This window comes from Shimia aestuarii (assembly GCF_022814865.1).
GTDB lineage: Bacteria > Pseudomonadota > Alphaproteobacteria > Rhodobacterales > Rhodobacteraceae > Shimia > Shimia aestuarii_A.
Genome location: NZ_JAKVRD010000024.1, coordinates 1 through 25,579, shown reverse-complemented (window position 1 = coordinate 25,579; position 25,579 = coordinate 1). Strand labels below are relative to the sequence as shown.

Below are 25,579 nucleotides of genomic sequence, written 5' to 3'. Positions count from 1 at the left end.
GTCACGCCTTGTGGGGGAGGGGCCAGCCCCTCTGCCCGCCAAGGCGGGCATTCACCCCGGAGTATTTGTCACAGAGAAGAAGATCAGGAGAGGGTTGTTGCGGCGACCCACCAGCCAGGCTGTGCCGCACGGATGCGGGCGGCGGCGGCCTCTGCGGCGGATGGGTCCGGGTAAAGGCCGAAGCAGGTCGCGCCGGAGCCGGACATGCGGGTGATGAGCGCATCGGATAGGGCGGTGAGCGTGCTGTCGACGGCCGGCGCAAGGGTGCGGGCGGGCGGTTCGAGATCGTTGCGTTCAGTCGCGAGCCAGTCGCAGAACGTCCGGATATCCGTGCCTTGGGGGATGGCACGCATCGGCGGGTTGGTCTTTGAGGTGAGCGCGCGAAAAACCGCAGGCGTCGGGACATCGACGCGCGGGTTCACAAGCACCGCAGGAAGCGGCGGCAGCCCCTCGACGGGTGCGATCTCTTCACCGATGCCGCGCATCGTGGCGGCACGCGCGAGGGTGCAGACAGGCACATCGGCACCAAGAGAAAGCCCAAGGTCGGCGGGTAGCGGTTTGCCGGAAAGGGCGGAAAGCGCCCGCAGTGTCGCGGCGGCGTCGGAAGAGCCTCCGCCGATCCCGGCCGCGGCGGGCAGGTGTTTGTCGATGAGAAGCGCAGCCGACACATCCATCAGGGCCGCTGCGCGCAGGACGAGGTTCTCGGGCCCGGCCGGCACCCCCTCCGAGAGCGGCCCTGTGATCGCGAGAGAGGGGCCAGCGGCGCGTTCTGCGACGATCCGGTCCCCGATATCGGCAAAGACCACGAGCGAGTCGAGCAGGTGATAGCCATCAGCGCGTTGGCCGGTGACATGCAGGGTCAGGTTGATCTTGGCCGGGGCGAAGACCTCAGTCTTCATTGGCAACCTTCAGCGGCGCGGCCCCTTCTTCCTCGAGCACGGTATCGAGGCCGACCTCGAGCTTGCGGCGGATGCGGTCGGGTTTGGCCTCGGCGGCGCTATCTTCGTCGACGAAGGAGAGGGCGCGCTTCCATTGGAACTCGGCCTCGATAAAGCGGCCCACGGCCCAATAGACATCGCCGAGGTGGTCGTTCACCACCGGGTCGATCGGCTCGAGTTCGGCGGCGCGCTCCATGTGGCCAACGGCTTCTTCATAGCGCCCCAGGCGATAGAGCACCCAGCCGAGGCTATCCATGATGTAGCCAGAATCGGGGCGCGCGGCGACGGCGCGTTCAATCATGTCGAGCGCCTCGTCGAGGTTTTGCTCTTTCTCGACAAGGGTATAGCCGAGGTAGTTCAGCACCTGCGGTTGTTCCGGGCGCAGTTCGAGTGCGGCGCGGAAATCCTTTTCGGCAGTGCGCCAGTCGCCGAGGCGTTCGAAACAGATGCCGCGGGTGTAAAGGAGGAACCAGCGGGTGCGATCTTCCGGGCCGGACAATTCGAGCGCGCGGTCATAGGCCTTGGCGGCCTCGGCGAACTCCATCTCCTGTCGCAGCAAATCTCCGAGCGAGGAATAGACGACGGAGAGGTCGCCGTGGCTCCGGGTCAATTGCTCGAGCACTTCGATAGCGGCTTCGGTTTTGCCCTCGAGGCGCAGGGCTTCGGCGCGTCCGAGCTCTGCTGCGTGATAGGAGGGATGATCGGCGGGCACCTGTTTGTAGACCTCGGAGGCGAGGGTGAATCGTCCAAGGGTTTCAAGGAGTTCCGCCGTCAGAAGCAGGGATTCAAAATGATCGGGGCGCAGGTATTGCGCGGCGCGGGCATAGAGGAGGGTGTAGTCGGGGGTGGCTTCGTTGCGCAGGGCGGAGGCGAGCGAGTAGAACACTTCGGCGATACCGTCGGTGGTATTGCGCACATGGGTGAACGGCAGTTTCTCGCCAGCGGCGAGTGCGGCGCGCATATTCTCGAGGTCGGGGTCGAGGCCAGTGCCGAACATGTCGGACAGGAGTTTTACCGCATCTTCGTTGCGGCCAAGCTGGCTTAGGATTTCCACCAGCGTCAGGACGCCCCGGCGGGTCATCTGGATCGCGCCGTTGGACTTGTCGGAGTAGATTTCTTCGGCGCCCTCATAGTCGCCAACAGAGGCCAGCGCGAGTGCCTTGTGGTAGGCGGCAAAGCCCGCGAGGCCCGGTTCTTCGGCGACCTTGTCGAAGGCGGCGAGCGCAGCGCTCATGTCGCCCGCTCCGAGATGTGCCCAGGCGCGCAGCAGCCCATCCACCAGAGGGCCGATTCCGCGCAACTCATCCAGGTCGTTGAGAATATTGTCGAAATTCCCTTCGCGCGCATTGCCCGCGGCGATCACGAGATTGGCAAGCTGACTTGGGATTTCGTCGGAGAGCATCTTGCGCGCGATGGGGAGCGCCGTGTCGAGCCGTCCGAGCGAGAGATAGGACAGCACCGCGTTCTCAAGCAGTTTCGGGTTCGAGGGATCGCGGGCGATCGCGCGGGTATAGTACTGGGCCGCGGCGGCGTAATCACTCTCGAAACTGGCCTGTCGTGCGGCGAGATAGGCGCCGGAATTCCCTTGTGCAAATGCGGGGAGGGAGGCCGCGGCGAGAAGGGCGGACAGGGTCAGAGAACGAAGGAAGAATCTTGCCACGGGCGGCTCCTGAATTGGACGTCCCGAGGAGCGTAAGGGGTCCGTGATAGAAGGGCAATGGGCGCACGGAGAATTGAGCGCGGGTGGCGAAAATCAGCGAAAAACGCGTGTCGGTATCACGTCGGTATTGCGTCTGTATCGCGGTGGTGCGCGATTAGGCGAGGCTCTGCGCGGCGCGGCGCACGCCCCAGCCCATCAGCAGGGAGGTCGCAACAAAAAAGGCGGCGACGCCGAAGAACTGGGTCTCCAATCCAACTCCAAGGTCGATCAACAATCCGGTCAGTCCCGGCCCGATGGCTGAGCCAAGCACCATCACCGCCGCCGCCAGCGCCTTGATCGCGCCGATATGAGCGGTGCCGTAGAATTCGGCCCAGAAGGCATTGGGGAGCGTCGCGTTGGCCCCGGTGGCGAGGCCGAGGAGGAGAATACCGAGGGCGAGGCCAAGCGGTGTTGTCGAGAGGGCGAGGGTCAGGAACCCGGCGGCGAGCGGCAGTTGATAGAACGGCATAAGCCGCGCCGTGCCGAGCCGATCAAGCGCCCAGCCCGCCGCCACCATCGCGGCAATAGAGGTCACGGTGTAGAGCGGGAAGAAGGCGACGAATTCCACATGGCTCCAGCCCTTGATCCCGGCGAGATGGACCTGATGGAAGAAGAAGGCGGTGATGAAGGCCGAAGGGCCAAGGATCGCGGGCACCATGCACCAGAACAGCGGATGGCGCAGCGCCTCGGGGCGACGCCAATGGCGCGCGTCCATGCCGGTGTTGCTTTCGCTCGCGGCGAGGGCCTGGGGGGTGCGTTCCTTGCCCAAGAGCCAGAACAGGATCGGACCGCCGAGCAAGCAGGCCCCGGCCCCGACAATCCAGAGGAGGTGCCAGTCGATCACCGTCATCAGCGAGACGAAGAGGAGCGGCAGCAGCGCCTCGCCCACGGAAAAGCCGAGCGCGGCGATGGCCAGCGCGCGGCCCCGGCGGGCGATGAACCAGCGCGCCATGGCGACAACGGCGATGTGGCTTGTCATGCCTTGGCCGAAAAAACGCAGGGCGAAGATCACCACGGGCAAGAGCGCAGCATAGGGGTTCAGCGCCATGGCGACACAGGCGCAGGCAAGGCCGAAGAGGATCACCGGGCCGAGGCTGCGGACGCGGAAATGGTCGGTCAGGCTCCCGGCCCAGATCATCACGAGGGCAGAGGCCGAAGTGCCGATCATGTAGAGCCCGCCCCAAGCGCCATGGCTCAGGTTGAAGGTGGCCCGGATTTCGCCCGCAAAGATCGAGATAAAGAAGGTCTGGCCAAAGCTCGACAGGAAGGTCAGCAGGACGCCGACGGCAAGGAAGGGGGCATTGTCAAAGAAAAAGCGGGGCCGGATCATGGCCGCGAGGGTTGCCGCAGGGCGGAGGAAGGGCAAGCGGAATGTGGGCGGTGGCGGAACTTTCTGAAGTTTCCGGGGCGTTTTCTTCAAAAGAAAACGGGCCGCCCGAGGGCGACCCGTCAAAGGCGATCCGGGGTGGATCACATGTTGGGATAGTTCGGGCCGTCGCCACCCTGCGGAGTGACCCAGTTGATGTTCTGGGACGGGTCTTTGATGTCGCAGGTCTTGCAGTGGACGCAGTTCTGGAAGTTGATGACAAAGCGCGGCTCGCTGCCTTCTTCCTGCACAACTTCATAGACACCCGCCGGGCAATAGCGCTGCGCGGGTTCGTCGTATTTCGGCAGGTTGACCGAGACCGGCACGCTGGCGTCCTTGAGGCGCAGGTGGCAGGGCTGGCTCTCTTCGTGATTGGTCATCGCGAAGGAGACGTTGGTCAGGCGGTCGAAGGACAGTTTGCCGTCGGGTTTCGGGTAGTCGATCGGCTTGTGCTTGTCCGCCGGTTCGGTCGCTTCTGCGTCGGTCTTGCCGTGGCCGAGCGTGCCGAAGAGCGAGAAGCCGAGCGTGTTGGTCCACATGTCGAGACCACCGAGGGCGAGCGAGGGCAGGAGACCCCATTTCGACCACATCGGTTTGACGTTGCGCACCTTCTTGAGGTCTTTGCCGATCGCGCCTTTGCGGACTTCTTCCTCATAGGCCGAAAGCTCGTCTGCGGCGCGGCCATCCTTGAGCGCGGCGGTGGCGGCGTCTGCGGCGGCGATGCCCGAGAGCATGGCGTTATGGTTGCCCTTGATGCGGGGCACGTTGACCATGCCGACCGAACAGCCGAGCAGAGCCACGCCCGGCGCGACCATCTTGGGCATGGATTGGAAGCCGCCCTCGGAGATCGCACGGGCGCCATAGGCGACGCGTTTGCCGCCCTTGAGCAGCTCGGCAATCATCGGGTGATGCTTGAAGCGCTGGAATTCCATGTAGGGATAGAGGTGCGGGTTCTTGTAGTTCAGGTGCACCACGAAGCCGACATAGACCTGATTGTTTTCGAGGTGGTAGACGAAGGAGCCGCCGCCCGCCTTGGAGCCAAGGGGCCAACCCATCGTGTGGGTCACGGTGCCTTCCTTGTGCTTGGCCGGATCGATCTCCCAGATTTCCTTCATGCCGATGCCGAATTTCTGCGGCTGGTGGCCTTTCTGGAGGTCGTATTTGGCGATGACTTCCTTGGCGAGCGAGCCGCGCACGCCTTCGGAGAGGAAGACATATTTGCCGTGCAGTTCCATGCCCGGCTCGGTGTTGGGGCCGTAGGAGCCGTCTTCTTCGAGGCCGAAGACACCGGCAACCACGCCTTTGACTTCGCCGTTGTCGCCATAGACGAGTTCCGAGCAGGCCATGCCGGGGAAGATCTCGACACCGAGGGCTTCGGCCTGTTCGGCCATCCAGCGGCAGACATTGCCCATCGAGACGATGTAGTTGCCGTGGTTGTTCATCAGCGGCGGCATGGGCCAGTTCGGCACGCGGATTTCGCCGCCTTCGCCGAGCATGTAGAAGTTGTCTTCTTTCACCGGCGTGTTGAGCGGGGCGCCCTTTTCCTTCCAGTCGGGGATCAGTTTGTCCAGGCCGCAGGGATCGAGCACGGCACCCGAGAGGATATGTGCGCCGACCTCGGAGCCTTTTTCGAGGACCACGACCTCGAGGTCCGGGTCGTTCTGCTTGAGACGGATCGCCGCCGACAGGCCGGCTGGGCCGGCACCGACGATGACAACGTCATATTCCATGGCTTCACGTTCGATCTCGGACATGCTGGCTCCCCTACAAATTGGCGCGCAAGATTATTTCCGAACGTGATTACCGCGCCGCAGCAATGCGCGTCAATTAGCGACACAGCGTTATATGGCGAATCTGCCTGTTTTCGTGCGGAATCCGGGCTTGTGGCCGGGTTTGGTGCCCGGCAGGTGAGGTGACCGGGCGCGCGGAGGGGCGGAGCGGCGGATCAAAGCGTGCGGGTGGGGCGTGCCTCTTTGGCAACCGGGCGCTTTGGGTGGTCTCTGTGGGCGGTCCAAAACGGCGGTTTCGCTTGTATTCGCTTGCATGATTGGGTCAGATACCTCAACTGCATGACTCCGGGCGATGCGCGCCGAAGCAGTAAAAAGACGAAAGAGAGCGACAGACTCATGGAGAAATTCCCAATGACGCGCGCCGGGTTCACGGCGCTCGAAACAGAACTGAAGCAGTTGAAAAGCGTGGAGCGCCCCGCGGTCATCGAGGCGATTGCCTCTGCGCGCGAGCTTGGCGACCTCAAAGAAAACGCAGAGTATCATTCGGCCCGCGAGAAGCAGGGCTTTATCGAAGGGCGCATCAAAGAGCTTGAGGGGGCGATCTCCCTTGCCGACGTGATCGACCCGACAAAGCTTTCCGGTGCGATCAAGTTCGGCGCGACAGTGACGCTTGTCGATGAGGACACGGACGAAGAAAAGACCTGGCAGATCGTGGGCGAGCACGAGGCAAATGTCGAGAAGGGGCTTCTCAACATCAAATCGCCAATCGCACGCGCCCTGATCGGCAAGGAAGAAGGCGATAGCGTCGAAGTGCGCACGCCGGGCGGAGAAAAGAGCTATGAGGTGCTGTCGATCGCCTATGTCTGAGGTGATCTGACGGGCGGAGGATCGAGATGAGCGAGGAAGCCCAGGACCAGTTCGCGACAAGCCTCGAGATCAATCGCAGGCCAGCGCGCCCGCGCGTGACCGGGGCCGAGATCGTGGCTTTGGTCCTGAGCCTTGTCTGGCTTGGCGCGGCGGCGCTTTTCTTTCTGGTGATGGGGCCGGGCGACGCGGAGGTGGACTCGCTTCGTTTTGTGATGACGCTCTTGGCGGTGTTCATGCCTGTGGCAATGATCTGGGTTGCAGCGGCCGCGGCGCGGTCGAGCCGGATCATGCGCGAAGAAAGTGAACGTTTGCAGGCCGCGATTGACGCGATGCGCCGCAGCTATCTTGCCCAGCAACAGGGCAAGGGCGCGCCCGGTGGCATGGAGCCGTCGGTGCAGCGCAAGCTCGACGAGATCGCCGCCGCGCAGCGCAAGACGGAATCCGCGCTCGCGACCTTCACCTCGAGCCGCGAACGCAGCAATGGTATTCGCAAAACCCCCGATCCTGTTCCGGTCGTCGAGACCGGCGAAGATCAGGGGCTTCTGGCGCTAGGCACACCGGCGGATGCGCTTTCGCCGCCTCTTGAGCGGGTCGATTTCATCCGCGCGCTGAACTTTCCGGAGACGGCGGACGACAAGGAGGGCTTTGCCGCCCTGCGCCGTGCACTCAAGGATCGGCAGGCGGCCCAGCTTATTCAGGCGGCGCAGGATGTGCTCACCCTGATGAGCCAAGACGGGATCTATATGGATGACTTGCGCCCCGATCTGGCGCGGCCGGAAATCTGGCGTCGCTTTGCCGCTGGAGAGCGGGGGCGGATCGTTGCCCAGCTTGGCGGTATTCATGACCGGTCGTCGCTTGCCCTGACGGCGGGGCGCATGAAGCAAGACCCGATTTTCCGCGACACAGCGCATCACTTCCTGCGCCGTTTCGACAAGACCTTTGTGGAGTTTGAAGAGACCGCATCGGACGCGGAAATTGCCGCCCTTTCAGAGACACGCACAGCGCGGGCCTTTATGCTTCTTGGCCGGGTTATGGGCATCTTCGATTAACCCGAGGCGCGTTCGGACGGCGCGTGCGATGGGATGTTGGAGGCGCATCCGCACGGCCCTGGAACGGCTTTGTTGGCAGCGCGCGCAGCGTCGTGTGTGCGCACAGAGCCGGCGGGATTTTTAGATTAACCTGTTAAGTCAATGGCTTGCGCCCTCGGCGGGGTGTCCGGCACGGTCGGGATGACGGCAAGTTTATGCCAAAAGGGTCCGTTTCAATGCAATTTCACGCGGTTGCAGCGTGACAGGATTGTAAAAGTGTGCTGCACTTGTGGGGCTGACAACATCACTTGAGAGGAGGACTGCCCATGAGCGTGAGCTCGCATCTGGAAGAACTGAAACGGAAACACGAAGCCCTCTCGGATAAAGTCGAGGCGGAACAGCGTTCCCCCGGTTCCAGCGATCTTGATATCGCCGAGATGAAGAAAGAGAAACTCCGCATCAAGGAAGAGATCGAACGACTTACGGTCTAGGACCGCACCGACAATCCCAAGACAAGGCCCGTATGTGGGCCGCGCCCAAGCTGTTTCCAGACGGCTTGGGTTTTTTTGTTGCGATCAGGCAGAGGCGCGGGCGCTGCGAAAGCTTGCGCGGGCGGCGATGGCTGCGCCGCCGGTGATGAGAAGCGTCGCGATGGCGAGCATCCAGCTCGGCTCGGCGATGCCAACCCCGACAAGTACCAGCGTCGATAAGAGCGGCGCCGCATAGGAGGCGGTGCCGAGAAGTTGGATGTCGCCGCGTTTGACCCCGATGTCCCAGACATAGAAGGCAAGGCCGACCGGGCCGAGGCCAAGTGCCAGCGCCGAGCCCCAGCCAAGTGCGCCAACGGGCCAGACAGTCTCTTCAAAGGCGAGGTGCATGAGTGTGGAGAGGATCGCGGTGGCAATACAGAACACGGCGACCGTGTCGGTTGGGGCGCTGCCGAGGCGGCGGGAGAGGACGGAATAACCCGACCATGTCAGCGCGCAGGCAAGTGCGATCAGATAGCCGGGGAGGGCGTCTGCGTTGAAACCAGTGCCACCGCCGCCGACGATCAGTGCCGCACCCGCAAAGCCACAGAGCGCACCGAGGAGATGGCCTGTGCGCAGGCTTTCGCCGGGCAAGAGGCCGGAAAAGAGCACGATCAGCAGCGGCCAGAGATAAGCGATCAAACCGGCCTCGGCGGCGGGCGCGAGGCGCAGGGCGGTGAAGTAAAGCGCGTGGTAGCCAAAGAGCCCGAGCGTGCCGAAGACGTAGATGCGCCAGTTGGTATAGAGCAGCCCCTTCAGCCCACCGCTCCGGGCGGTCCAGACAAGGCCGATCACCCCGCCGATGGAAAAGCAGATCGCATTGAGCAGGAGCGGCGGCGCGGGGGCAGTGCCGACGGTAAACAGTGCCAGCAACGCCCAGAGCAGAACAGCAATGAAGCCTATGGCCGTTGCGCGGGGACGAGTCATCATGGGGCGGGTATGTCCTCGACAGGGATCAGAGTCAGTTGATCGTGAACTGACGCTGTTTTGTCGATTTCCGCAAGGATCCATTCGCGGAAGGCGGCGATCTGTGGGCGGTCTTCGGTGCCGAGACGACATAGAAAGCGGAAATGCGCCTTGCTTTCGATGGCGATTTTGTAGGGGGCGACGAGGCGGCCTTCGTGCAGATCTTTGACCACCATGGCGCGACGGCCAAGGACAATTCCGGCGCCGGAAAGGGCCGCATCGACGGCATGGTCCGCCTGTGAAAAATGTGGGCCGTGGGTTGGGGTGAAGTCGATACCCACGGCGCGGAACCATGCGGGCCAATCACAGGCCGGACGCAGGAAGGCGATGGAATCATCAAACATCAGCGGTGCATCGCGCAGAGAGGCGGGTGTTGGATACTGCTCGGCAAGCTCTGGCGTCATGACGGGCGTGACCCATTCGCCGGGGTTGAGCGGGATCGACCAGAGGCCCTCGTCGGGGCCATACCCGAAGCGGATCGCCACATCGACCTCATCCACGTCGAAATCAAGCATCCGCAGCGTGGCGGAGAAGCGCAGGTCGATCTCGGGGTGGGCGTGGGCGAATTCATAAAGGCGCGGGGCGAGCCATTTGGCGGTAAAAGCGGGGCCCGCGGTCACGTTGAGCGCCGTCGAATCCTGCAGGCGGCGCGCGGCGCGCCATGCGGCGGTGAGCCGGTCAAAGCCTTCGCTTGTGCCCGGGGCGAGGGTGCGGCCTGCCTCGGTCAGTTTTACCGCACGATTGAGGCGCAGGAAGAGGGGTTGGCCGAGAGTCTCTTCAAGCGACTTGATCTGAAACGACAGGGCGGCGGGGGTTACGGAGAGTTCCTCCGCGGCCTTGGCAAAAGACATGTGACGCGCGGCGGCCTCGAAGGCGCGCAGGGCAGTGAGAGAGGGAAGGCGATCTGGCATATCGGTTAAGTATCACTTAAGTGAAGGCGGAAAAAGTCTCGTTTGTATGCATGTTTTGCGTGGTCCATATTGGGTGCAGTTCAGGAATGTTTGCCCAAGGAGGCCACAAGATGATCGAAGCGACCACATCCGCCCAAACCCGCGCTGGTTTTGCCGCGGCCCATGCGGCCCGTGGCGAGGCGTTCAAGTCTGTTTTGCGGTGGCTTTTCCGGCCCGGAGATGCCCCGCTGGCAGAGGACTGCCTTACGGAGCCGTGCCGCTGATCCTGCGTTTCGCGGGATCTTACGGCACCAAAAGAAAAGGGCCGGTCGCAAGGACCGGCCCTTTTTGATGTCTGGCTGTCTATGGCTCAGACGAAGAACTGTGCACCGTTGGCCGAGATGGTCGAGCCGTTGATGAAGCCCGCATCGTCGGAGGCGAGGAAAGACACGCAGCGCGCGATTTCTTCGGGTTCGCCAAGGCGACCGGCCGGGATCTGGCCGATGATCGATTCGCGGACCTTCTCCGGCACAGCCATGACCATTTCGGTCGCGATATAGCCGGGGCAGATGGCGTTGGCGGTGATGCCGGCGCGGGCGCCTTCCTGAGCCAACGACTTGACGATGCCGAGATCGCCCGCTTTGGTCGCGGCATAGTTCACCTGGGCGAACTGGCCTTTCTGGCCGTTGATCGAGGAGATCACGACGATGCGGCCGAATTTGCGCTCGCGCATGCCGGGCCAGATCGGGTGAATGGTGTTAAACACGCCGGTGAGGTTGGTGTCGATCACCTCGTGCCACTGCTGCGGGGTCATCTTGTGGAAGGGGGCGTCACGGGTGATGCCCGCGTTGGCGACGACGATGTCGATGGGCCCGAGCTCTTCCTCGACCTTGGCGATGCCTGCGGCGGAGCTTTCATAGTCGCCGACATTCCACTTGTAGGTCTTGATGCCGGTTTCTTCGGTGAACTTGGCGGCGGCCTCGTCATTGCCAGCGTAGGTTGCGGCGACGGTGCAACCGTCGGCTTGCAGGGCTTTGGAAATGGCTGCGCCGATGCCGCGCGATCCGCCGGTGACTAGTGCTACTCTTGCCATGGTGTTCCTCCAATTAGGCGTGTGTCGTTAGGTAATTCTGTTACGCAGAAAATGCTGTATGTGCAACATTGTTGCGTGAATAATTTTGCCGCAGCGCGGCTATTTCTGCCGGAATGGTGTAAAAACTGCATGTCACGGCAACGAAAAAGGGGCGCCGGATTGGGCGCCCCTCTGGATCGTTCAAGCCATCAGGGCGCGTCTCAGGGGCGCTCAAGGCACATGGCAACGCCCATGCCGCCGCCGATGCAGAGCGTGGCGAGGCCTTTCTTGGCGTCGCGGCGCTTCATTTCGAAGAGCAGGGTGTTGAGGATACGCGCGCCGGAGGCGCCGATCGGGTGGCCGATGGCGATGGCGCCGCCGTTCACGTTCACGATCGAAGGATCCCAGCCCATGTCTTTGTTCACGGCGCAGGCCTGTGCGGCGAAGGCTTCGTTGGCTTCGACCAGATCGAGATCCGACGCGGACCAGCCCGCCTTGTCGAGCGCCTTGCGTGACGCGTAGATCGGGCCAACGCCCATGATCGACGGATCGAGACCGGCGGTCGCGTAGGAGGCGATACGCGCGAGCGGCTCGATGCCGCGCTTCTCGGCCTCGTCAGCAGTCATCAGAAGGGCGCCAGCGGCCCCATCGTTGAGACCCGAGGCGTTGGCCGCAGTCACGGAGCCGTCCTTGGTAAAGGCCGGGCGCAGTTTCTGCATGGCTTCCATAGTGGCGCCGTGGCGGATGTATTCATCGGCATCGACGATGGTCTCGCCCTTGCGGGTCTTGACGGTGAAGGGCGTGATCTCGTCGGCGAACTTGCCTGCCTTCTGGGCGGCTTCGGCCTTGTTCTGCGAGGCGACGGCGAATTCATCCTGCTGTTCGCGGGAAATCTGCCACTGCTCGGCGACGTTTTCGGCGGTTTGGCCCATGTGATAGCCGTTGAACGCGTCCCAGAGGCCGTCCTTGATCATCGAGTCGATGTATTTGACGTCACCCATTTTGACACCAGCGCGCAGGTGCGCGACGTGGGGCGACAAGGTCATGTTTTCCTGACCACCCGCCGCGACGATGGCGGCGTCGCCAAGTTGGATGTGCTGGGCGGCGAGGGCCACGGCGCGCAGGCCGGAGCCACAGACCTGGTTGATGCCCCATGCGGCGGCTTCCTTGGGGAACCCGGCGTTGATGTGGGCTTGGCGCGCGGGGTTCTGACCCTGGCCGCCGGTAAGGACCTGGCCGAGAATGGTCTCGGACACCTCGGAGGCATCGACACCGGCGCGTGCGATCAGGGCTTGCAGGACGGTGGCACCGAGATCGTGGGCGGGGGTGTTCGCGAAGGAGCCGCCAAAGCTGCCGACGGCGGTCCGGGCCGCGGAGGCGATCACTACGTTGGTCATGTTTCTATTCCTCTACCGTATGACTTGGTCAAAGGTGTTCGGATGTCGCCAGGAATTCAAGCAGTCACCCGCGCCTTCGTGGCGTTGCTTAACGGATTTGCCGCGCTGCGGCAACGGATATCCTGACGCAGGGCGAAACGATATTGCGTCGTTACGCGGCGTCCCGGTTATTTTTGTTATTTTTCTTGGATTTGGAAACCCAGGGCGGCGAGACGGTGGGGGCGCCGAAAAGATACCCCTGAAGACAATCGATCCCGACAGAGGCGAGGGTCTTTGCCTCGTCCGGGTGTTCGACCCGTCCCGCGACAGTCACCATGCCGAGATTGCGGGCGATGGCGGCGGTGCCCGCGGCGATGGCCTGCGATTCGATGTCGGATTGCACGCCACGGATGAGGCCGCCATCAAGCTTCAGAATGTCGAAGAAGAAATCCTTGAAGCTGCGCAAAGCGCCGTGGCGCGCGCCGAAATCGTCGAGGGCAAAGGCAATGCCTTGCGGCTGAAGTTCGTCCATGAAACCGCGCACGAGTTCCGGCACCTGAAGCACCGAAGGTTCCGACAGTTCGAGGATCAGGCGCCCGGCGATGTCCGCGCGCCGCGACAGGCCGCGCCGGAGCGTCGTCATCCAAGGGGCATAGCCGATGGAGCGGGCCGACATGTTCACGGAAAGACGCAGGTCGGGGTTGGTAAAAAGGCTCGCGAGGCTTTTCTCGAGGGCGCGGCAATCGAGCATGCGGCCAAGTTCGTCCTCTTCCACAGCGGCCATGAAATCCTTGGCCGGGATGACGCGCCCGGTTTCGTCAAGGACACGGATCAGGGCCTCGTGAAACACCGGCGCATTGGGCGGTGCGGCCGCGACCACGGGTTGAAAGGCGAGGAGCACCTGTTTGTGGGTCACCGCCTCGCGCACCATGTCGAGCGTGCGCCGATCCCGCGAGGTTACGGCGGCGTCGAGCGGTGACTCTTCGCCGGGCGCGAGCCGCGCCAGATCGCGTTTGCGCATCCGTCCCATTGGCATGCCCCCCAGGCTTGCTATTGCAGTCGCCGTCAGAATGACGCCACAGTCGTAAACATGTCGCTAAAGGCGGCATTTGAGGAAAAGGCGAAACAAGGGGTGCGCGCGATGGGGGAGAGATGTGGCTGGGCCGGGTCGGAGGAGATCTATCTCGACTATCATGACACGGAATGGGGGCGGCCCGAATATGACAGCCGCGCGCTCTGGGAAAAGCTTATCCTTGATGGGTTTCAGGCGGGGCTGAGCTGGATCACGATCCTTAAGAAACGGGACAATTTCCGCGAGGCTTTTGAAGGGTTTGATCCGAATATCATTGCCGAATGGGGCGAGGCGGATGTGCTGCGCCTTCTCGGCAATCCGGGGATCATCCGGCATCGCGGCAAGATCGAGGCGACCATCGGCAACGCCCGCGCCTGGCAAGAGATCGAGGCGCGGGAGGGGTTTGACAGATTCCTGTGGAAATACGTCGATTTCGCGCCGCTGCAGAACCGGTTTGAGACCATGGCGGACGTCCCCGCACAGACCGAATTGTCGCAACAAATTTCAAAGGATTTGAAGAAAGCGGGCTTTCGCTTTTGTGGGCCGACCATTGTATATGCCTTCATGCAGGCAGTGGGGATGGTGAACGACCATCTCTTGACCTGTCCGGCCCATGCGCCTTGTGCGCAGGAAGGTCGCACGACGCCGTTTTGAGGCTTGGTGTGGGGACGGGCCCGTTCTAGGGTCGGGCCAAAGAAGGACGAGCAGAAGGAACCCCGCGACATGGCATTGAAGATCTGTGCCTTGACGATGGTCTACAGGGATTACTGGGCGCTATCGCGTTGGTACGCGCACCATGGGGCGGAGCTTGGAGCGCAGAACCTTTTTGTCATCAACCACGGCGACGACCCGAAGATCGCCGAGATCTGTCCGGGGGCGCAGATACTTCCGATCGAGCGCGTCGACCTGTCGAACTTTGACCGGGCCCGCAGCGAGATTATCGACCAGTTTCACGCCGAATTGGCGCGGGAATACGATTGGGTGATCCGCACGGATGCGGATGAACTCCTGCTCTATGACCCCGACCAGCACGAGAGCCTTGTGGCGCTCTTTGCCAAGGAAAGCGCGCCGGTTCTGACGGCGCTTGGATTTGACCTTGTGGAGATGCCCCGCAACGCACCGATGGCACGTGGCCCGGTTTGCAGGCAAAGGCGCAATGTCCTTTTTACGGGGCATTATTCCAAGGCCGTCGCCGCGCGCGGGTTTCAGAAGTTCCGCCTGCACGGGGTCGAGGTTGCCCCTGAGGCGCTGGAGACCTTTCCCTACCACATGCCCCGCGGATTCTATCTGGCGCATCTGAAATACGCCAACCTTGAGGCCCTTTCGCAAGCCAATGTGGTGCGCCGTGAGGTTGTCGCGGCGGCCCATTCCGGCAAGCCGGGCCGCGCCTGGGCAGAGGCGGATGACGAGGCGATGGAATTTCTGGAGCAGTTCCACAGCTATTTCAAGCGCCCGTGGGAGAAGGCCGAGGCAAAGGCCTATGCGCGTCTGTCCGTGGATCCTGCGCGGGTGGCACGGTCCTCAGTGGTGCGCGCGCAGAAGTTCAAGCCGACCCATCGCACGAAGCTCCCGGATCGGTTTGCGGAACTCGGCTAGTCGCAAAGATCAGAAGCCGGGCGAGTCGCGATCCTCGGGGCGTTTGGAGAGGTGATGCGCCTTGATCTCGTCCGAGGTCATGCGGCTGCCGTCATGGCTCCAGCCCGGAGGGGCGACGGCATACATGAGCCGTTGGCGCAGCGTCAGGCCGCGCTGGGTCATGTCGCGGAAGATGGCGATCCATTCATGGAAGGCGACGCGCAGCGGGTTGAACGTGCCGAGGTTATGCACGAGGCCGAAATCAACCTTTTCCTCCTCCTGTTCAGGTACGAAGGTGCCGAACATCTTGTCCCAGATAATGAACACCCCGGCATAGTTGCAATCGAGGTAGCGCGGGTTGCGGCCATGATGGACGCGGTGATGAGAGGGCGTGTTCATCACAGCCTCGAACCAGCGGGGCATCTTGCCGATCGCTTCGGTATGAATCCAGAACTGGTAGATCAGGTTCAGGCCACCGACGAAGAAGATCATCGCCGGGTGAAAGCCCAAGAGGACAAGCGGCGCGCGGACCACCATCATGAAGGTGAAGGTATAGGTCCATGTCTGGCGCAGGGCGGTGGTCAGGTTGTAATGCTGCGAAGAGTGGTGATTGACATGGCTTGCCCAGACCCACCGCACGCGGTGGCCAAAGCGATGCACCCAGTAATAGCGCAGGTCATCAAGCACGAAGCAGAGCGCCACCACCCACCAAGAGGTGCCAAGGTCAAGTGGTGTCACCTCCCAGAGCATCATGAAGAAGCCCCATGCGATGAATCCAAGCGCCACGCCCGAAGCGACATTGCCCGCTCCCATAATGAGCGAGGTCACCGCATCGCGGGTCTCGTAGCGCCCGCCACGGCCCTTGATGTTGATCCACAGGAGTTCGATCAGGATGGCAGCGATGAAGAAGGGAACGGCGTAGTTCACCACGTCGGGGTAGGAAATATCGGTCATGCGCGGAGGGCCTCCTTCCAGCGGGGGCGGTCTTCGGGGGTAAGGGTCACGGTCACGCGGGGGGCACCCACATCGTGTAGGCGGATGTCAAATCCGGTCTTGGTCTCACGCAGGTTGGACCCGGCGAGGGGGCGGGCGACAGTATCGGCGCCAAAGCACCAGACGAGCCCGGCATCGCCAGTGTCCATGAGGATCAGGGCGGCGCGTTGATCGGCGCTCAATTGGGCGTCGGTGGCGGGGAGCTCGGGGAATTCGCGCGCCCATGCAGCGAGGGCCTCAGCCCTGTCGGCAAGGCGGCGCGGTGCGGTCAGGCCAAGCAAGTGCAGGATCACGGCGATTCCCGCGATCCCGATCACGACGACCGGTATAAGCACGCTCAGCGGCATGATGTCCTCCCTCGCGGCGATTAAGCCAAAGGCAGGCGTAGCTGTCAAAGCAGCCCTTACGTAAGCGGTCGGCGGCTAGCGTGTGGCGGCAATCACCTCGGCGAGGACGGCGCGGGCCGACTCGGCGGACCAGTCCGCCTCGCCGGTCAGGCGGGCAATTTCGCGCCCTTCGCGGTCGATCAACACAGTGATCGGAAGGCCAAGCACGACCATATCGCGGGCGATATCCTGTTGCGGGTCGCGGTATTGCGGCAGCGCCTCGACCCCGATTTCCTCAAAGAAGGCCTCGATGGCGGGCGGTGCATTGCGCCCGGTCGCCAGCGTCACCACGGCAAACTCATCGCCACCAAGGTCTCGGGCGATTTCCTCGAGCATTGGCATTTCCTTGCGGCAGGGCGGGCACCACGTGGCCCAGAAATTCAGGAGCACCACCTTGCCCTCAAAGTCGGCGAGCGTCATCTCGCCGCCGCCGGGGGTCACGAAAGGCTTTTCCGAGACCGCGCGCGGCGCGGGGTGGAAGTTCAATTTCTTCATATCGCCGGTTCGCAGGGCGGCGGCGGCGCTCATGTCTGCGCTTGAACCGACCGTGGCCGGGTTGCGTAGGGTGACAAAGGCGATTGCTGCAATTGCGCCAAGCGCGAGGGCCATGTAAACCAGCGCGGACTTCGATATTTTCATAACCCCTCCGAAGGGAAACCCATGACCAAAGATTCCTCGAACCAGATGTGGGGCGGCCGCTTTGCCGCCGGGCCGGACGCGATCATGGAGGCAATCAATGCCTCGATCGGGTTCGATCAGCGGATGGCGGCGCAGGACATTGCCGGCTCGCGGGCCCATGCGGCGATGCTCGGCGCAACGGGCATCCTGACAGATAGCGATGTGTCCGCCATTCGGGAAGGGCTACTCACGGTCTTGTCAGAGATCGACGGCGGCACTTTCGCCTTTTCCACCGCGCTCGAGGATATCCACATGAACGTGGAAGCGCGTCTCAAAGACATCATCGGCGAACCGGCGGGCCGCCTGCACACGGGCCGGAGCCGCAACGATCAGGTTGCGACCGATTTCAAACTCTGGGTGCGCGATCAGATCGACGCCGCGATTTCGGGGCTCGAGGCGCTCATGCGTGCGCTTCTGGCGCAGGCCGAGGCGGGCGCGGAGTGGGTTATGCCGGGCTTTACCCACCTGCAAACCGCGCAACCTGTGACATGGGGCCATCACATGATGGCTTATGTCGAGATGTTCGGGCGCGACAAGTCCCGCTTTGAAGATGCGCGCCGCCGGATGAACGAATCGCCCCTCGGCGCGGCGGCGCTCGCAGGCACCTCATTCCCCATCGACCGTCACATGACAGCCGAGGCGCTTGGCTTTGACCGGCCCGCGGCCAACTCGCTCGATGCGGTGTCGGATCGCGATTTCGCGCTGGAATTCCTCGCCGCGGCCTCGATCTGTGCCATGCACCTGTCGCGCTTTGCCGAAGAGCTTGTGATCTGGTCCTCGGCGCAGTTCCGGTTCGTGACCCTCTCGGACCGGTTCTCGACCGGCTCGTCGATCATGCCGCAAAAGAAGAACCCGGACGCAGCGGAATTGATCCGTGCCAAGATCGGACGGATTTTCGGGGCGAACGTGGCACTGATGACGGTGATGAAGGGGCTGCCGCTGGCCTATTCCAAGGACATGCAGGAAGATAAAGAACAGGTCTTTGATGCCGCCGACAACCTGATGCTGGCGCTTGCTGCGATGGAAGGCATGGTCAAGGACATGAGCGCCAACCGCGAGAGCCTCGAAGCCGCCGCTGGCTCTGGCTTTTCGACCGCCACCGACCTTGCCGATTGGCTTGTGCGGGCGCTGGGCATGCCGTTCCGCGATGCGCATCACGTGACGGGCACGCTGGTCGCCATGGCCGAGGCGCGCGGCTGTGATCTGCCGGACCTGTCGCTGGATGATATGCAATCGGTACATGGTGCCATCACTGAGGATGTGTTCTGCGTGCTTGGCGTGCATAACTCGGTCGCCTCGCGCATGTCCTATGGCGGCACTTCGCCAGTGCGGGTGCGTGAACAGATCGCACGCTGGAAAGACGCGCTCTGAGCCGCTATCCTTGGCGGCAACCTGAACGGAGAGATCCCATGCGTATCGCTGTTGTCCTTCTCGGTGCCGCCTTGTTGGCTGGCTGTGGTGTGGATGGCGCGCCGGAAACCCCGACCATGCACACGACGATCGGTGTTGGCACGGGCGGCGTCTTTGGTGCCACCCATGTGACCAAGGGACCGTTTACCATCACGCTTGGTACAGGGCTCTGACCCGCCTGTCTTCCCCTTTGTAGAAATACTCCCGCCGGAGGCCACCCGAGGCGGCGCGCCGCAGGCGCAACGACGAGAGAACATGGGCGCCCCTTGGGGCGCTCTTTTTGATTAGAAACGGTCGAGCAGGCGGCGCAGGTAGTTGCGTTCTTCCTCGCTGCGCTCTGTCTCGCCAGCGCGGCGGCGGATCTCGTCGAGAAGATCGCGGGCCTGCCGGTAGACGTCTTCGCCCTGCAACATGTCTTCGCCGGGGCCGGATTGGCGCCCGCCATTGCCCGGACGGCCAAGCGGATCGGTGCCTTGGGCGGCGCCACGCATGTCTTGGCCTTGCTGGCCTTGCCCCTGTTGCTGGTTGCGGGCCATCGCCTCGCCAAGGTTGCGCATGCCTTCGCGCATCTGATCCATGGCCTCGGCCTGTCGGTCGATAGCTTCGGCAAGATCGTCACCGCGCAGGGCCTGTTCGGCCCCGTCCATCGCGTCGCCCGCCCGGTCGAGCGCGTCGCCTGCGGCCTGACCTTCCTCGGTGTTCTGCCCCGGCATGTTGCGGCGCAGGGCATCAAGTTGTTCGCGCAATTGTTGCTGACGTTCGGCGAGGCTGCGTTCCTCCGCGCCTTCTCCAGGGTTTTGGCCCTGGCCTTGTTGACCCTCACCGCCATCGCCCGTGCCATCATGCGCCTGCCCACGGCCTTCGCCGCCGTTGCGGCCGGTGTTTTCGCCGGATTGGCCACGATTTGCATCTGGGTTGAAGCGCTCTTGCAACTGGCGGAAGGCCTCGTCCGAGAGCCCCTGCTGATTGCGCAGCGTATCGGCAAGATCGCGCATGGCGCGGTCGCCGGGGTTCTGTTCGCCATTGCCCTCGCCGCCCTGCGTGACGCGCATGTTCTCCATCATCTCTTGGAACTCCTGGAGCGCCTGCATGGCTTCGGCCATGCGGCCCTGCTCCATGAGTTCCTGAATACGGTCCATCATGCGCTGCAGGTCGTCATTGTTGAGCGTGGTGCTGTTCTCGGAGAATTGCCGCTCGGTCTCGTCTCCGTTTTCGCGCTCTTGGTTCTGCTGACGGGCCAGTTCGCGCAGGTAGTCTTGTGTCGCCTCGCGCAACTCCTGCATCAGGCGGGCGATTTCCGAATCGGAGGCGCCGTTCTTCATCGCTTCGGCAAGGCGGTCGCGGGCGCGCTGCATCTTGGCGAGCGCGTCGTCGAGATTGCCTTCTTCGAGCAGGATGGCGAGATCCCAGAGTGCCTTGGCATATTCCGTCTGCTGTGCGTCGGTGAGACCGTAGGGGAGGCTGTTCTCGAGGCGGCGCAGAATGGTGCGCATGCGCAGGTAGGTCGTCTCGGATTGGAAGACGCTTTCGCCGGGGCGGTGCGAAATGGCGCGCAGGAGTTGCGCGATACGGGGGGCGTTTTCCCGCGACCAGAGCAGGTCGCGGCGCAGTTCGATCACGGCTGCGGCGAGCGGATCAAAGAAACGCCGTGCCGGGAGCGGGATCGAAAGAGGTTCGGCCGCGCCGGTCTGGCTGGTGGCGTCCTCGACTGTGAGGGAGATGGTCACCGGAAGATGCGCCCAGGGGTGCTCGGAAAAGTCCTCGATCAGGACTTCTTCGAAGTCGGCCCGGCTGCCGGAGATCGGGAGCGGCAGGGCAATCTCGATCGCATCGCGCGGTTCCGGTGCGAGGCGTAGGCCATAGCGTCGATCCACCGAGGCGAGATCAAGCGCGATGCGGGCGGTGCCGCCGGTGACGGCGAAATCGTCCGAGGCGGCAAAGGGCAGGCTCATCTCACCGCGCGCCGAGACCGTGGCCTCGCCGTTGACCGTGACGCGCGGCGCGGTATCGGGAATGAGCGCGACATCCCAGTGGCGCCCGCCGGGGCCATCAATCGTGATCGCGCCGGAGCGGGCGATGGTGAAGCTTTGTTCCGGGGCGGCGGCGCTTGGTACATCATCGGTGCGGGCCGAGACGGTTTCCGTGAGCGTCAGCGCGCCGACCTCGCCATAGAGGCGGATAATGACCTCGCTTCCCTCGACGATCTCGAGGCTGCCGGCTTCGAGGTCGGGCAGGTAGAGCGCCGGTTTGCCGGTATGGAGCGGCGGCTCGACCCAACCTTCCCATGAGGGGCCGGAGAGCGTTGCGGTGCTGCCGGGGGCTTGGCCTGCAACCGCTGCACCGACGGTGCCGAGACGCGAGAGCGAGCCGAACAGAAGCGCCACCGCCAGCGCCAGAAGCGCAATGTGGCGCAGACCGAAGGGATCGAACCGCGCAAGGCGCAGGTCTGGGTCGGGAGCGGAGACGCTTGAGAGGGTTGCGGTCATGCGTGCGCGGTGCGCGGCCCAGACGGCCTCGGACCCGGTATCGCCAGAGCCAATGGCGGGCGTATCGGCCAGTGCGGCCAGCGGACGGGCGGGCAGTGTCGCATCAAGGCGACGAATCGCGTCGTCACGGCGGGGCCAACGGAAGCGGCGTAGCCCATGCCAGAAGAGCCAAATTGCGGCGGTTGCAGAGATCAGGCCAAGCGACCAGATCAGTTCGAGAGACAGCTGTTCGTGTAGGCCCATCAGGGCGGCTGCGAGCAGGAGGATCAAGAGCGACCAAAGCGGCCAGAACCCACGCAGAAGCGTTTCGGCAAGAAGACCGGCGCGCGTCACAAAGAGCGCCCGCGCGACGCGGCGCGCGGTGGTCTGTGGCATATTCGAGCGTTGATCGGCCATGGGCTACCTCGACGAACTGCGAGGTCTATTGCCTCACAGCCATTCAGGAATGGTATCTCGGTTTATCATTTCGTCCAAGGTTGGGCGTCGGCGGATAACCGCGAATTGATCGCCATGCACAAGGACTTCGGGGATCAGCGGGCGGGAATTATACTCGCTCGCCATCACTGCGCCATAGGCGCCGGCACTGCGAAAGGCGATCAGGTCGCCGGCTGCCACGGGCTCCATGTCGCGGGCCTTGGCGAACGTATCGCCAGTTTCACAGACGGGGCCGACGATGTCGTAGCGGGCCTTCTCGAGTCCGGGCGCGCCTTCGATCACGGGGACGATATCGTGATGCGCCTCGTACATGGCGGGGCGGATCAAATCGTTCATCGCACCATCGACGATCATGAAGGCGCGGTCTTCGCCCTCTTTGACGTAAATGACGCGCGACACCATGATCCCGGCATTGCCCGCGATGAGGCGGCCCGGTTCGATCTCGATCTCGCAACCGAGATGGCCGAGCGTTTCCTTGATGAGGGCGCCATATTCGATCGGCAAGGGGGGCGCGTCGTTGGAGCGGGTATAGGGAATCCCCAGCCCACCCCCGAGATCGAGGCGCGAAATCTCATGCCCATCGGCGCGCAGCGTTTCGGTGAGCGCGGCGACTTTCTCGTAGGCGAGACGGAAGGGCTCCAGCTCGGTCAGTTGCGAGCCGATATGCACGTCGATCCCGATCACCTTCAGACCCGGCAGTTCGGCGGCGCGGGCATAGACCTCGCGGGCGCGGGAAATCGGGATGCCGAATTTGTTTTCGGACTTGCCCGTGGCGATCTTGGCGTGGGTCTTGGCGTCGACGTCCGGGTTGATGCGGATGGTGATCGGCGCGGTGGTCGCAAGCTCGGTCGCAACGCGGCTGATAACCTCCATTTCCGGCTCGGATTCGACGTTGAACTGTCGAATGCCACCGGTGAGCGCGGCGCGGATTTCCTCGTCGGTCTTACCAACGCCGGAGAAGACGATCTTGTCGCCCGACACGCCTGCGGCGATCGCGCGGGCATATTCGCCGCCCGAGACCACATCCATGCCCGCGCCGAGCGCAGCGAGGGTCTTGAGGATGGCCTGATTGGAGGCCGCTTTCATGGCGTAGCACACGAGATGGTCCATCCCGTCCAAGGCCTCGTCAAAAAGGCGGAAGTGCCGTTCGAGTGTTGCGGTCGAATAGCAATAGAAGGGCGTGCCGACCTCGGCCGCGATGTCTTCGACGGCTACGTCTTCGGCAAAGAGCCGTCCGTCACGATAGAGAAAATGATCCATGTCGCCGCCCTTTTCCGCGAAAGCCGCGCCACTCATAGAGCCAGCGCCACAGGCAATCAATCACAATGCGCGGGGCAGGAGGGATTACTGGCTGATATCGTCGCCAAGATTGCCGCCGGCAGCGGCCGCCTTGTCATCCAGCCAGAGCATGGCATCGGTCATCTGCGCGTCGAGCCAAAGGCGGACCGTGTTCATCTTGTCGACGAACGCTGTCACAAAAGGCTCGCCCGCGGGCCATGCTGCGATGATTTCGTTATTGTAGACATAGGCCAACAGAACGAATGACGCGAACAACATGGTAAAGCCAAACCCAAGGCGAAAACCGACACGGCGGCGGCGGCGCGTGTTCATGGCGACGACCGGGTTGTCTACGCGGCTCGGCTCGTCGGTCGAGCGCAGGGTCGAGTTGATTTCGTCGATATCCGGCAGCAGATCGCGGCGCGTGCCGTGTTGATCGCTTTCGGTGTCGGAGTCGGCCTCGTCGTTCTCGTCCACGTCCGGCTGGCCACGCATCCGGCGCATGCGGGCGCGGGCCTCGTCGGCGCGCGGGTCTGACTTGGGGGTGGCCGCAGCGGAATCCAGACCGAGATCGGGCTGCGTTTCGAGGGCGCTTTCCGTGTCGTTGGCGCGTAGGCGGGCTTCGTGCGCGGCTTCTTCGCGCAGCACGTCGACCACTTCGGGATCGATCTGGCGGCGCGGGCGCGGCGATGGTGAAACCGGGAATCGCCCGTCTTCGTCACCCTCGCCAGCGGGCGGCGCGTAGCGTTCGCGGGGCGCAGGTTCGAGCCGGTCTTCCAGCACCGGTTCTGCGTCCTCTGACAGATCGTCCGGCGCGGACTCGTCGGTAGGAGGCGCAAAGGCGTCGCCTTGCCCTCCGACCACATTATGCACGGCGCTTGTGATGTCGTCTTCGGCACTGTCGTCGAAGGCCATTTCGGGCGGCTGGACCTCGGTTTCGTCGATGCCGTCTTCGGGATCTTGTGCTGCGTCCTCCGTGGCAGGCCCGGTCAGCGAGTCGGGGGTCCAGCCTTCGTCCGGGGCCAACGCACCAAGATCGGCGGACATCTCGGCATCATGGTCAGGATGGACCTGAAACCACGTGTGTCCGCAGTTCGAACATTGTACATCCCGCCCGTTTTCGGGAATGACCTCGACAGGCACCTCATATTGTGCGCCGCAATTCGGGCAACTCAGCCGCATCTTGTCTCTCTGGTGTCCCCAACCAACATTCCCTGCAGCATATGGCGGAACGCCGCGCAGCGAAAGGGCAAAGCCGCGTCGCGAAAGATTGCAACTATGGCGATGCTGCGGCACAACAGGTTGAAAGAAGCGAGGGACGGAATTTGATCGAGTTGGAGAATATCGCCTATAGCTATGGCGGGGGAGAATTGCTGAGCGATATCTCTCTCAAGCTGTCGCCGGGCTCGTTCCATTTCCTGACCGGCCCGTCCGGTTCAGGCAAGACCACCTTCCTTAAGCTATGCTATGGCGCGCTTGTCCCAACGGCGGGACAGGTGCGGATTTTTGATCAGGACGTGCGCGAGATGGATCGTGACGATCACGCGCTGGCGCGGCGGCGTGTCGGGGTCGTGCACCAGGATTGTCAGTTTCTCGATCACCTGCCGGTTGCCGATAATGTGGCGCTGCCGCTCATGGTGTCGGGGCGCGACGAACTTGAGAACGTGTCGAACCTCAAGGAGCTCATGCATTGGGTCGGGCTTGGCAATCGGGCAAGCGCCTTGCCGCCGGAATTGTCAGGCGGGGAACGGCAGCGTGCGGCGCTGGCCCGTGCGGTTATCATGTCGCCGGATGTGGTTCTTGCCGACGAACCGACGGGCAATGTCGATTGGGAAATGTCGCAGCGGCTTTTGCAGTTGTTGATCGAACTCAACCGCATGGGCAAGACGATCATGATCGCCACCCATGACCTCAACCTGATCCGCGCCGCCAAGTCGAAGGTGCAGGCGCGGGTTCTTCGGATCGCGGGGCGCAAACTTCAGCTCGCGGGGGCGGACCTGTGAGCGCGGTGACCAAGATCATCGCCTTCGTGGCGGGCGACGTACAGCGCGACCGGGTTGTGCCGCCGTCCGGGATCACTGCGCGGCTCACGGCCTTTGCCGCGGCGGCGATGGCATTTCTTGCGGTCTTTGCATTGGCCTTGTCACTGGCGTCGGGGCGGCTTGCGGCGCGCTGGGGCGACGAGCTGGCGCGCAGTTCGACACTGAGGATTTCCGCGCCCGAGGAGCAGATGGCGCAACAGACGACGGCGGCGCTTCGGGTGCTCGAGACCACGCCGGGTATCGCCTCGGCGCGTGCCCTATCGGAAGAGGAACAGCGGCTTTTGCTCGCGCCGTGGTTCGGGCCGGACCTGCCTGTCGATAGCTTGCCCATTCCGCAACTGATCGAGATCCTCGAGAGTGACGAGGGCTATGACGCCGCCGGGCTGCGCCTGCGGCTTCAGGCGGAGGTGCCGGGGGCGGTGCTTGATGATCACACGCGTTGGCGCAAGCCGCTGGAACAGGCGGCGGGGCGGCTTCGGATGTTGGGCTTGTTGTCGGTGGTGCTTATCGCGGCGACCACGGCGGCGATGATCACGCTGGCGGCGCAGGCGGCGCTTGCGGCCAACGCGCAGGTGATTGCAGTCTTGCGTCTTGTCGGGGCGCGGGATGGCTATATCGCGCAGGCCTTCGTGCGCCGGTTCACGCGCACAACGGTGTTTGACCCCGGCACCATGAAAAGAAGCGAAATGCGCCCATCGGCAACGATATTGCGCAGCGTGTCCATACGGTTGTTGCCGCGCCAATCCGGTAGGGCAAGCGTCTGAT

General features: G+C 63.3%; 25 protein-coding genes and 1 pseudogene. 10 read left to right on the top strand and 16 right to left on the bottom strand.

The window, feature by feature from the left end; genetic code table 11:
• Window positions 1–83: 83 nt before the first annotated feature.
• The 4 genes from MK745_RS17425 to MK745_RS17410 form a co-directional block, all read right to left on the bottom strand.
• Window positions 84–899, bottom strand: a complete 816-nt coding sequence (locus tag MK745_RS17425; RefSeq protein ID WP_243614507.1) for a 4-(cytidine 5'-diphospho)-2-C-methyl-D-erythritol kinase — start codon at window positions 897–899, stop codon at window positions 84–86.
• Window positions 889–2,598, bottom strand: a complete 1,710-nt coding sequence (locus MK745_RS17420) for a tetratricopeptide repeat protein (RefSeq protein ID WP_243614506.1) — start codon at window positions 2,596–2,598, stop codon at window positions 889–891. Before MK745_RS17420 ends, MK745_RS17425 begins: the two co-directional genes overlap by 11 nt.
• A 154-nt stretch (window positions 2,599–2,752) precedes the next feature.
• On the bottom strand, window positions 2,753–3,967 hold the full coding sequence (locus MK745_RS17415) for an MFS transporter (protein ID WP_243614505.1): 1,215 nt from the start codon (window positions 3,965–3,967) through the stop codon (window positions 2,753–2,755).
• Between the two features lie 140 nt (window positions 3,968–4,107).
• Window positions 4,108–5,757 (bottom strand): electron transfer flavoprotein-ubiquinone oxidoreductase, encoded by a 1,650-nt coding sequence (locus tag MK745_RS17410; RefSeq protein ID WP_243614504.1) that lies wholly within the window; start codon window positions 5,755–5,757, stop codon window positions 4,108–4,110.
• A gap of 372 nt (window positions 5,758–6,129) precedes the next feature.
• Here MK745_RS17410 and greA point away from each other — a divergent pair, with 372 nt between their 5' ends.
• The 3 genes from greA (at window position 6,130) to MK745_RS17395 (ending at window position 8,119) form a co-directional block, all read left to right on the top strand.
• The gene (gene greA, locus MK745_RS17405) at window positions 6,130–6,600 is read left to right on the top strand and encodes a transcription elongation factor GreA (RefSeq protein WP_243614503.1); all 471 of its coding nucleotides are present in this window, start codon (window positions 6,130–6,132) and stop codon (window positions 6,598–6,600) included.
• 26 nt (window positions 6,601–6,626) lie between these two features.
• Window positions 6,627–7,649, top strand: coding sequence for a hypothetical protein (locus MK745_RS17400; RefSeq protein ID WP_243614502.1), 1,023 nt, complete (start codon window positions 6,627–6,629; stop codon window positions 7,647–7,649).
• A gap of 305 nt (window positions 7,650–7,954) precedes the next feature.
• Window positions 7,955–8,119, top strand: a complete 165-nt coding sequence (locus MK745_RS17395) for a YdcH family protein (RefSeq protein WP_243614501.1) — start codon at window positions 7,955–7,957, stop codon at window positions 8,117–8,119.
• An 84-nt stretch (window positions 8,120–8,203) separates the two neighbouring features.
• Here the strand turns inward: MK745_RS17395 and yddG are convergent, their stop codons facing one another.
• Entirely contained in the window at window positions 8,204–9,082 is an 879-nt protein-coding gene (gene yddG / locus MK745_RS17390; protein ID WP_243614547.1) for an aromatic amino acid exporter YddG, read from the bottom strand.
• The gene (locus MK745_RS17385) at window positions 9,082–10,032 is read right to left on the bottom strand and encodes a transcriptional regulator GcvA (protein WP_243614500.1); all 951 of its coding nucleotides are present in this window, start codon (window positions 10,030–10,032) and stop codon (window positions 9,082–9,084) included. The genes yddG and MK745_RS17385 overlap by 1 nt, the downstream gene beginning before the upstream one ends.
• Window positions 10,033–10,142: 110 nt before the next feature.
• Between MK745_RS17385 and MK745_RS17380 the strand changes: the two genes are divergently transcribed.
• Window positions 10,143–10,295, top strand: a complete 153-nt coding sequence (locus tag MK745_RS17380) for a hypothetical protein (RefSeq protein WP_243614499.1) — start codon at window positions 10,143–10,145, stop codon at window positions 10,293–10,295.
• Window positions 10,296–10,381: 86 nt separating this feature from the next.
• Here the strand turns inward: MK745_RS17380 and phbB are convergent, their stop codons facing one another.
• From phbB to MK745_RS17365, 3 genes are all read right to left on the bottom strand, one after another.
• On the bottom strand, window positions 10,382–11,104 hold the full coding sequence (gene phbB, locus MK745_RS17375) for an acetoacetyl-CoA reductase (protein ID WP_243614498.1): 723 nt from the start codon (window positions 11,102–11,104) through the stop codon (window positions 10,382–10,384).
• A gap of 200 nt (window positions 11,105–11,304) precedes the next feature.
• The gene (locus tag MK745_RS17370; RefSeq protein ID WP_243614497.1) at window positions 11,305–12,480 is read right to left on the bottom strand and encodes an acetyl-CoA C-acetyltransferase; all 1,176 of its coding nucleotides are present in this window, start codon (window positions 12,478–12,480) and stop codon (window positions 11,305–11,307) included.
• A gap of 151 nt (window positions 12,481–12,631) precedes the next feature.
• A complete protein-coding gene (locus MK745_RS17365; protein ID WP_243614496.1) occupies window positions 12,632–13,489 on the bottom strand; it encodes an EAL domain-containing protein in 858 nt (285 codons plus the stop codon).
• Window positions 13,490–13,600: 111 nt separating this feature from the next.
• Here MK745_RS17365 and MK745_RS17360 point away from each other — a divergent pair, with 111 nt between their 5' ends.
• The gene (locus MK745_RS17360) at window positions 13,601–14,185 is read left to right on the top strand and encodes a DNA-3-methyladenine glycosylase I (protein WP_243614495.1); all 585 of its coding nucleotides are present in this window, start codon (window positions 13,601–13,603) and stop codon (window positions 14,183–14,185) included.
• A 69-nt stretch (window positions 14,186–14,254) separates the two neighbouring features.
• Window positions 14,255–15,127: a glycosyltransferase family 2 protein gene (locus MK745_RS17355; protein ID WP_243614494.1), complete on the top strand. Its 873-nt coding sequence runs from the start codon at window positions 14,255–14,257 to the stop codon at window positions 15,125–15,127.
• A gap of 9 nt (window positions 15,128–15,136) precedes the next feature.
• Here the strand turns inward: MK745_RS17355 and MK745_RS17350 are convergent, their stop codons facing one another.
• The 3 genes from MK745_RS17350 to MK745_RS17340 form a co-directional block, all read right to left on the bottom strand.
• A complete protein-coding gene (locus MK745_RS17350) occupies window positions 15,137–16,060 on the bottom strand; it encodes a sterol desaturase family protein (RefSeq protein ID WP_243614493.1) in 924 nt (307 codons plus the stop codon).
• The gene (locus MK745_RS17345) at window positions 16,057–16,446 is read right to left on the bottom strand and encodes a hypothetical protein (RefSeq protein WP_243614492.1); all 390 of its coding nucleotides are present in this window, start codon (window positions 16,444–16,446) and stop codon (window positions 16,057–16,059) included. The genes MK745_RS17350 and MK745_RS17345 overlap by 4 nt, the downstream gene beginning before the upstream one ends.
• Window positions 16,447–16,521: 75 nt before the next feature.
• Window positions 16,522–17,124, bottom strand: a complete 603-nt coding sequence (locus MK745_RS17340) for a TlpA family protein disulfide reductase (RefSeq protein WP_243614491.1) — start codon at window positions 17,122–17,124, stop codon at window positions 16,522–16,524.
• 21 nt (window positions 17,125–17,145) lie between these two features.
• On the opposite strand from MK745_RS17340, the gene argH reads away from it, so the two are divergent.
• A complete protein-coding gene (gene argH, locus MK745_RS17335; protein ID WP_243614490.1) occupies window positions 17,146–18,534 on the top strand; it encodes an argininosuccinate lyase in 1,389 nt (462 codons plus the stop codon).
• A 38-nt stretch (window positions 18,535–18,572) separates the two neighbouring features.
• Window positions 18,573–18,746, top strand: a complete 174-nt coding sequence (locus MK745_RS17330; protein ID WP_243614489.1) for a hypothetical protein — start codon at window positions 18,573–18,575, stop codon at window positions 18,744–18,746.
• Between the two features lie 111 nt (window positions 18,747–18,857).
• On the opposite strand, the gene MK745_RS17325 is transcribed toward MK745_RS17330, so the two are convergent.
• The 3 genes from MK745_RS17325 to MK745_RS17315 form a co-directional block, all read right to left on the bottom strand.
• Window positions 18,858–21,455 carry a TIGR02302 family protein gene (locus MK745_RS17325; protein ID WP_243614488.1) on the bottom strand — a complete coding sequence of 866 codons (2,598 nt, stop codon included), beginning with the start codon at window positions 21,453–21,455 and terminating at the stop codon, window positions 18,858–18,860.
• Between the two features lie 33 nt (window positions 21,456–21,488).
• Window positions 21,489–22,754, bottom strand: a complete 1,266-nt coding sequence (lysA, locus tag MK745_RS17320) for a diaminopimelate decarboxylase (RefSeq protein ID WP_243614487.1) — start codon at window positions 22,752–22,754, stop codon at window positions 21,489–21,491.
• Between the two features lie 84 nt (window positions 22,755–22,838).
• Entirely contained in the window at window positions 22,839–23,954 is a 1,116-nt protein-coding gene (locus tag MK745_RS17315) for a zinc-ribbon domain-containing protein (RefSeq protein WP_243614486.1), read from the bottom strand.
• Between the two features lie 143 nt (window positions 23,955–24,097).
• Between MK745_RS17315 and MK745_RS17310 the strand changes: the two genes are divergently transcribed.
• Both MK745_RS17310 and MK745_RS17305 read left to right on the top strand, forming a co-directional pair.
• Window positions 24,098–24,775: a cell division ATP-binding protein FtsE gene (locus tag MK745_RS17310; RefSeq protein ID WP_243614485.1), complete on the top strand. Its 678-nt coding sequence runs from the start codon at window positions 24,098–24,100 to the stop codon at window positions 24,773–24,775.
• A pseudogene (locus MK745_RS17305) lies at window positions 24,772–25,458 on the top strand (cell division protein FtsX); the annotation flags it as partial. The gene MK745_RS17310 and the pseudogene MK745_RS17305, both read left to right, overlap by 4 nt.
• Here MK745_RS17305 and MK745_RS17300 read toward each other — a convergent pair.
• Window positions 25,425–25,538 (bottom strand): hypothetical protein, encoded by a 114-nt coding sequence (locus MK745_RS17300; protein ID WP_243614546.1) that lies wholly within the window; start codon window positions 25,536–25,538, stop codon window positions 25,425–25,427. The pseudogene MK745_RS17305 and the gene MK745_RS17300 sit on opposite strands and share 34 nt — an antisense overlap.
• Window positions 25,539–25,579 lie beyond the last annotated feature (41 nt).

Coding starts and splice junctions, on each gene's coding strand:
- MK745_RS17400 (WP_243614502.1), top strand. CDS start 6,627: ATGAGCGAGGAAGCCCAGGACCAGTTCGCGACAAGCCTCGAGATCAAT.
- MK745_RS17355 (WP_243614494.1), top strand. CDS start 14,255: ATGGCATTGAAGATCTGTGCCTTGACGATGGTCTACAGGGATTACTGG.
- MK745_RS17425 (WP_243614507.1), bottom strand. CDS start 899: ATGAAGACTGAGGTCTTCGCCCCGGCCAAGATCAACCTGACCCTGCAT.
- MK745_RS17315 (WP_243614486.1), bottom strand. CDS start 23,954: ATGCGGCTGAGTTGCCCGAATTGCGGCGCACAATATGAGGTGCCTGTC.
- MK745_RS17360 (WP_243614495.1), top strand. CDS start 13,601: ATGGGGGAGAGATGTGGCTGGGCCGGGTCGGAGGAGATCTATCTCGAC.
- MK745_RS17395 (WP_243614501.1), top strand. CDS start 7,955: ATGAGCGTGAGCTCGCATCTGGAAGAACTGAAACGGAAACACGAAGCC.
- MK745_RS17370 (WP_243614497.1), bottom strand. CDS start 12,480: ATGACCAACGTAGTGATCGCCTCCGCGGCCCGGACCGCCGTCGGCAGC.
- MK745_RS17385 (WP_243614500.1), bottom strand. CDS start 10,032: ATGCCAGATCGCCTTCCCTCTCTCACTGCCCTGCGCGCCTTCGAGGCC.
- MK745_RS17415 (WP_243614505.1), bottom strand. CDS start 3,967: ATGATCCGGCCCCGCTTTTTCTTTGACAATGCCCCCTTCCTTGCCGTC.
- MK745_RS17365 (WP_243614496.1), bottom strand. CDS start 13,489: ATGGGACGGATGCGCAAACGCGATCTGGCGCGGCTCGCGCCCGGCGAA.
- MK745_RS17330 (WP_243614489.1), top strand. CDS start 18,573: ATGCGTATCGCTGTTGTCCTTCTCGGTGCCGCCTTGTTGGCTGGCTGT.
- phbB (WP_243614498.1), bottom strand. CDS start 11,104: ATGGCAAGAGTAGCACTAGTCACCGGCGGATCGCGCGGCATCGGCGCA.
- MK745_RS17325 (WP_243614488.1), bottom strand. CDS start 21,455: ATGGCCGATCAACGCTCGAATATGCCACAGACCACCGCGCGCCGCGTC.
- MK745_RS17340 (WP_243614491.1), bottom strand. CDS start 17,124: ATGAAAATATCGAAGTCCGCGCTGGTTTACATGGCCCTCGCGCTTGGC.
- MK745_RS17350 (WP_243614493.1), bottom strand. CDS start 16,060: ATGACCGATATTTCCTACCCCGACGTGGTGAACTACGCCGTTCCCTTC.
- MK745_RS17410 (WP_243614504.1), bottom strand. CDS start 5,757: ATGTCCGAGATCGAACGTGAAGCCATGGAATATGACGTTGTCATCGTC.
- MK745_RS17300 (WP_243614546.1), bottom strand. CDS start 25,538: ATGGACACGCTGCGCAATATCGTTGCCGATGGGCGCATTTCGCTTCTT.
- MK745_RS17345 (WP_243614492.1), bottom strand. CDS start 16,446: ATGCCGCTGAGCGTGCTTATACCGGTCGTCGTGATCGGGATCGCGGGA.
- lysA (WP_243614487.1), bottom strand. CDS start 22,754: ATGGATCATTTTCTCTATCGTGACGGACGGCTCTTTGCCGAAGACGTA.
- argH (WP_243614490.1), top strand. CDS start 17,146: ATGACCAAAGATTCCTCGAACCAGATGTGGGGCGGCCGCTTTGCCGCC.
- yddG (WP_243614547.1), bottom strand. CDS start 9,082: ATGACTCGTCCCCGCGCAACGGCCATAGGCTTCATTGCTGTTCTGCTC.
- MK745_RS17380 (WP_243614499.1), top strand. CDS start 10,143: ATGATCGAAGCGACCACATCCGCCCAAACCCGCGCTGGTTTTGCCGCG.
- greA (WP_243614503.1), top strand. CDS start 6,130: ATGGAGAAATTCCCAATGACGCGCGCCGGGTTCACGGCGCTCGAAACA.